Annotated in this window: 1 protein-coding gene; it reads right to left on the bottom strand. The window is 74.2% G+C overall.

The window, feature by feature from the left end:
* The coding region (locus tag ACIBK6_RS40330; RefSeq protein ID WP_399058124.1) for a type I polyketide synthase at window positions 1-6,669 on the bottom strand (6,669 nt) is incomplete at its 3' end.
* Between the last annotated feature and the right edge of the window lie 8 nt (window positions 6,670-6,677).

Raw genomic sequence — 6,677 nt, 5'->3', positions numbered from 1 at the left:
CACCAGATCCGGCCGAACCCCCCACGACTCCACCAACCGGAACAACGCCACCTCAACCGCGAACAACGCCGGCTGCGTATAGGTGGTCTGGTTCAACAACGCGGGGTCATCACCGAAGACGACATCCCGCAACGGACGCTCCAGATGACCGTCCACATGAGCACACACCGCATCGAAGGCATCCGCGAACACTGGGAAGGCCACATACAGTTCACGCCCCATCCCCAGCCGCTGACTCCCCTGCCCCGAGAACAGGAACGCCACCTTGCGGTCCGAGGAAGCAGTGCCACGGAGCGCCGGGTCCGCCAGTCCGGCCGTGTCGCGCGCCGCCAGTGCGCGCAGCGCCGGCAGGAACTCCTCCCGAGCGGCGCCGAGCACCACCGCGCGGTGCTCCAGGGCAGCACGCGACGTGGCCAACGATAGGGCCACGTCGACCGGTTCCAGCTCCGGGTGGCTCTCGATGTGGGCGAGGAGGCGTTCCGCCTGGTCGCGGAGGGCTTCCGGGCTGGTACCGGCCATGAGCCACGGGACGACGCCCGGCTCGGGGCGTGCCTCGACGTCGGGGGCCGGGGTCTCCGACGGGGCCTGCTCGATGATGACGTGGGCGTTGGTGCCGCTCACGCCGAAGGAGGAGATTCCGGCGCGGCGGGTGCGCTCGGCGTCGGCCGTCCAGTCGACGGTTTCGGTCAGCAACTCGACCGAACCCGCCGACCAGTCGACATGCGGGGTCGGCGCGTCCACGTGCAGGGTCCTGGGGAGGACGCCGTGCCGCATCGCCTGCACCATCTTGATGATCCCGCCCACGCCGGCGGCGGCCTGCGTGTGCCCGATGTTCGACTTGAGGGAACCCAGCCGCAGCGGACGGCCGGCGGGCCGGTCCTGGCCGTACGTGGCGAGCAGGGCCTGCGCCTCGATCGGGTCGCCGAGCCTGGTGCCGGTGCCGTGCGCCTCCACCGCGTCCACGTCGGCCGGCGCGAGTCCGGCGCTGGCCAGCGCCTGGCGGATCACTCGCTGCTGTGCCGGCCCGTTGGGGGCCGTCAGGCCGTTCGAAGCGCCGTCCTGGTTCACGGCCGACCCGCGCACCACCGCCAGCACCTGGTGGCCCTTGCGCCGGGCGTCGGACAGCCGTTCCACCAGCAGCATGCCCGCGCCCTCGCCCCAGCCGGTCCCGTCGGCCGCGGCCGCGAAGGACTTGCAGCGGCCGTCTGCGGCGAGTCCGCGCTGCCGGCTGAACTCGATGAAGGCGTTGGGGCTGGACATCACCGTCACACCGCCGGCCAGGGCCAGGTCGCACTCGCCGCGCCGCAGGGCCTGGGCGGCGAGGTGCAGGGCGACCAGCGAGGACGAGCACGCCGTGTCCACCGTCAGCGTGGGCCCCTCAAGGCCGAAGGAGTAGGCGATCCGGCCGGAGACGACGCTGCCGGAGCTTCCGGTGCCGATGTAGCCCTCCAGGTCCTGCGGGACACTCAGCAGGCGCGCCGCGTAGTCCTGGTAGCCGGAGCCGATGAAGACGCCCGTGCTGCTGCCCCGCAGCGAGGTGGGGTCGAGGCCGCCCCGTTCGAACGCCTCCCAGGCGATTTCGAGGAGCAGCCGCTGCTGCGGGTCCATGGCGAGGGCCTCGCGCGGCGAGATCCCGAAGAACTGCGGGTCGAAGTCGGCGACGTCGTAGAGGAAGCCGCCGTCCTTGGCGTAGGTCGTGCCGGGCCGGTCGGGGTCCGGGTCGTAGAGGGAGTCCAGGTCCCAGCCCCGGTCGGCGGGGAAGCCGCCGATCGCGTCGCGGCCCTCGGCGACGAGGCGCCAGAGGTCCTCGGGGGTGCGCACGTCGCCCGGGTAGCGGCAGCTCATGGCGACGATCGCGATGGGCTCGTCGTCCTCGGTGGTGCGGGCCGCTGCCGAGGGGCGTGCGCTCACGGCTGCCTTGCCGGTGGCGGCCGCCGTCAGTTCGGTCAGCAGGTGTGCGGCCAGTACGGCCGGGGACGGGTGGTCGAAGACGAGGGTGGCCGGGAGGTGGACACCGGTCGCCATGTTCAGCCGGTTGCGCAGTTCGACGGCGGTCAGGGAGTCGAAGCCCAGTTCGCGGAAGGCGCGGTCGGCGGCGACCGCCTCCGTGTCCTGGTGGCCGAGTACGGCCGCCGCCTCGCGCCGTACGAGTCCGAGTACCGCGCGGGCCTGCTCGGGCCCGGTCAGGGTCATGGTCCGGCGGACGAACTCGGGCAGTTCGCCCTGGCCTGCCCCGTCCGGAGCCGAGTCCGCCGCGGCCGCGGCCAGCGCGGCGGCGGCTTCGGGGATCTCGCCGAGCAGCGGGCTGGGCCGCAGGAGGGTGAAGGAGGGGGCGAAGCGCTCCCACGCGACGTCGGCCACCGTCACCGCCGTCTCGTCGCCGTCCAGGGCTCCGCGCAGCGCCGCGAGTGCCGACGGCGGGTCGAGGGCGGGGAGTCCGCGCTTGCGCAGCCGCTCCTCGGCATCGCCGTCCTCGACCATTCCGCCGCCTGCCCACGGCCCCCAGGCCACGGCCGTGGCGGTGAGCCCGCGCGCCCGGCGGTGCTCGGCGAGCGCGTCGAGGGAGGCGTTCGCCACCGCGTACGCCGCCTGCCCGGCCGCGCCCCACACGCCGGAGATCGACGAGAAGAGGACGAAGGCGTCCAGCGGTCGGTCGCCCAGCAGGTCGTCCAGGTGCCGCGCGCCCGCCGCCTTGGCCGCGAGGACGTCCGCGAACTCCTGCGGCGTCGTCTCGGCCAGCATGCCGGGGGTGCCCACCCCGGCGGCGTGCACGACGGCGGTCAGCGGGTGCTCCCGGGGAAGGCCGTCGAGCAGCCGCGCCACCGCGTCCCGGTCGGCGATGTCGCAGGCCTCGATGGTGACCTTCGCGCCGCGCTCCTCCAGTTCGGCGCGGAGCGCGTCGGCGCCCGCCGCCGCTGCTCCACGCCGGCTGGTCAGCACCAGGTGCGCCGCGCCCGCGCCGGCCAGCCAGCGGGCCACGTGCGCGCCCAGGGCGCCGGTTCCACCGGTGATCACGACGGTCCCGCGCGGCTGCCACCCGGCGGACGCCTCAGGCCCGGCCGCGCCCTGCGGCGAGCGCAGCAGGCGTCGTACGAAGACGCCCGCGGCCCGTACCGCCAGCTGGTCCTCGGTCGCGTGGGCGCCGGCGAGCGCTGCCGCGAAGCGCCGTGCCGCGCGGTCGTCCAGCACGTCGGGCAGGTCCAGCAGGCCGCCCCAGCGGGCGGAGTGCTCCAGTGCCGCGGTGCGGCCGAGTGCCCAGACCTGTGCCTGGTGCGGGCTGCGGAGCGGGTCGGAGGAGCCCGTCGACACGGCGCCCCGGGTCACGCACCACAGGGGTGTGCCGAGGGCGGCGTCGCCGAGGGCCTGGATGAGCGCCAGGGTCGCGGCGAGTCCCTCCGAAAGTACGGGGTGCACCGGGTGCGGCTGCTCGTCGACGGCGAGCAGCGAGAGGACTCCGGCGACGGCCCCGCCGGCCACCGCGGTCCGCAACCGGTCGGCCAGGTCCTCCCGTCCGGAGCCCGGCTCCACGGGTACGGGGCGTACCTCGGCGCCGTGGTCGCGCAGGGCCCGCAGCGCGGCGGCCACCCAGGGGTCGTCGTCGGCGAGGCGCCCGGCGGGCACTGCGACGAGCCAGGTGCCGGGTAACCGGATCTCGGTGGGCGCGGCCGCGGCGGGCTTCCAGCCGGTCCGGTAGCGCCGGCCGTCCAGGGTGGACCGCTCGCGGTTCCTGCGTCGCCACATGGTGAGCGCGGGCAGCACCGAGCTGAGCGGCGCGTCGTCCGCCACATCGAGCCGCTGCGCGAACGCTTCGAGGTCGGAACGCTCCACGGCCTCCCAGAACCCGGCCTCTGCCGGGTCCACCGCCCCGGTATCGGGCTGCCCGCCCGAGAAGGCCGTCGACTCCAGCCAGTACCGGCGGCGCTGGAACGCGTACGTGGGCAGGTCGGGGAGTCCGGCGCTCCGCTCGCCGAGCAGTGCGGTCCAGTCGAGCGCGACACCGTGGACGTGGAGCTGGGCCAGCGCGGAGGCGACCGCGAGGTCCTCGGGGCGGTCCGTGCGGAGCACCGGCAGGGCCACCGCCGGCTGCGTGTCGAGCAGCGACTGTGCCAGAGCCGTCAGTACGCCGCCGGGGCCGATCTCGACGAACACCGACGCACCGGCGTCCGACAGCGCGCCCACCGCGTCCGCGAAGCGGACGGCCGCGCGGACCTGACGCACCCAGTACTCGGCGTCGGCCAGCTCCCCTGGCGTCACCGGACGGCCCGTGACCGTGGACACCACCGGAATGCCCGGCTCGGCGAAGGTCACGCCCTCGACGACCTTGCGGAAGTCGGCCAGCATCGGCTCCATCAACGGCGAGTGGAAGGCGTGCGAGACGGACAGCGCCTTCGTCTTGCGGCGTTCGGCCGACAGCCGCTCGACCACTGCGGCCACGGCGTCCTCGGCACCCGAAACCACCACAGCCGAGGGCCCGTTGACCGCGGCGATGCCCGCGCGGTCCTCGTACCCGGCCAGCAGGGCCCGTACCTCGTCCTCCGAGGCCTGAACGGCCACCATGACACCCCCGTCAGGGAGTGCCTGCATCAGGCGGCCGCGCGCGGCCACGAGCCTCGCCGCGTCGTCCAGCGACAGCGCACCCGCCACATGGGCCGCGGCGAACTCGCCCACCGAGTGCCCGGACAGCACATCGGGCCGCACACCCCACGACTCGACCAGCCGGAACAGCGCCACCTCGATGGCGAACAACGCGGGCTGCGTGCACGCCGTCCGGTTCAGCAGGTCCTCGTCCTGTCCGAACACCACGCTCTTCAAGGGCAGTTCGAGGTGGGCGTCCAGCGCGGAACACACCGCGTCGAACGCGTCGGCGAACACCGGGAAAGCGGCGTACAGCTCGCGCCCCATGCCCAGTCGCTGGCTGCCCTGCCCCGAGAACAGGAACGCCACCTTGCTCTTGCGTGCCGCCGTGCCCTCGAAGACCTGGCCCGTCGGCTCGTGGCGGGCGAAGGCCGTGAGAGCGGCGAGCAGTTCGTCGCGGTCCCGGCCCACGACGGCGGCGCGATGGGGCAGCCCCGCACGCGTCGTCACCAGCGCCTGGGCGATGTCGGCCGCCGGGGTCCGCGGGTGCTCCCGTACGTACGAGAGGAGTCGCCGGGCCTGTTCGGGAAGGGCCTCGGGGCTGCGGGCCGAGATCGGCCAGAGGAGGGGAGCCAGGGAGGGCCGGCCGGCCTCGGGGGCCGACTCTGCCGTCCCGTCCGCAGCCGGTTCGGTGGAGGGCTCTTCCAGGACGACGTGGGCGTTGGTGCCGCTCACGCCGAACGAGGACACGCCCGCCCGGCGCGGCCCCTCCCCCTGCGGCCACGCGACCGGCTCCGTCAGCAGCCGGACCGCGCCCGCCGACCAGTCCACGTGCGGCGACGGCTCATCGAGGTGCAGGGTGCCCGGAAGGACCCCGTGGTGCATCGCCATGACCATCTTGATGACACCCGCGACGCCCGCGGCGGCCTGGGTGTGGCCGATGTTCGACTTGAGCGCGCCGAGCAGCAGCGGCCGCGCGGCCGGTCGGTCCTGGCCGTACGTCGCCAGCAGCGCCTGGGCTTCGATGGGGTCGCCGAGCGAGGTGCCGGTGCCGTGCGCCTCGACGGCGTCCACGTCCGCCCCGGTGAGGCCGGCATTGGCCAGGGCCTGGCGGATGACCTTCTGCTGCGCGGGGCCGCTGGGGGCGGTCAGGCCGTTGGACGCGCCGTCCTGGTTGACCGCGCTGCCCCGGACCACGGCCAGGACACGGTGGCCGTTTCGCCGGGCGTCGGAGAGCCGCTCGACGAGCAGCATGCCGACGCCTTCGCTCCAGCCCGTGCCGTCGGCGGCGGCCGAGAACGGCTTGCACCGGCCGTCGGCCGCCAGCCCGCGCTGCCGGCTGAACTCCATGAACGCGCCGGGGGTGGACATCACCGTCACACCGCTGACCAGGGCCAGCGAGCATTCGCCCTTGCGCAGCGCCTGGGCGGCGAGGTGCAGGGCGACGAGCGACGAAGAGCACGCCGTGTCGACCGTGACCGCGGGCCCTTCGAGGCCGAAGGTGTAGGCGAGGCGTCCGGAGATGACGGCCGCGGCGTTGCCCGTGCCCAGGTATCCGTCGAAGTCCTCCGGGGAGGTGGACAGCCGCGCGTAGTCCTGGCCGTTGGTGCCGGCGAAGACTCCGGTGCGGCTGCCGCGCAGGGCCGCCGGGTCGATGCCGGCCCGCTCGAACGCTTCCCAGGCGGTCTCCAGGAGCAGTCGCTGCTGCGGGTCCATCATCAGCGCCTCGCGCGGCGAAATGCCGAAGAACCCGGCGTCGAACTCGCCGACGCCGTCCAGGAATCCGCCGTGCCGTACGTAGCAGGTGCCCGCGTGGTCCGGGTCGGGGTCGTACAGCGCGTCCAGGTCCCAGCCCCGGTCGGCGGGGAAGCCGGATATCGCGTCGCCGCCGTCCGCGACCAGCCGCCACAGTTCCTCGGGCGAGGTCACCCCGCCCGGGAAGCGGCAGCTCATCGCGACGATGGCGATGGGTTCACGGGAGTCGGCCGTCAGTTTGCGGTTCTGGCGGCGCAGCCGTTCGGTCTCCTGAAGGGAGGCCCGCAGTGCCTGAACGATCTTCTCGTCCGGTGTGGTCATCATGTGCTCCGTACTCAGGCCGTTGA

The organism is Streptomyces sp. NPDC050485 (genome assembly GCF_044458185.1).
Taxonomy (GTDB): domain Bacteria; phylum Actinomycetota; class Actinomycetes; order Streptomycetales; family Streptomycetaceae; genus Streptomyces.
The sequence above is the reverse complement of the archived record's forward strand: the minus strand, read 5'-3'. Positions and strand labels throughout refer to the sequence as shown.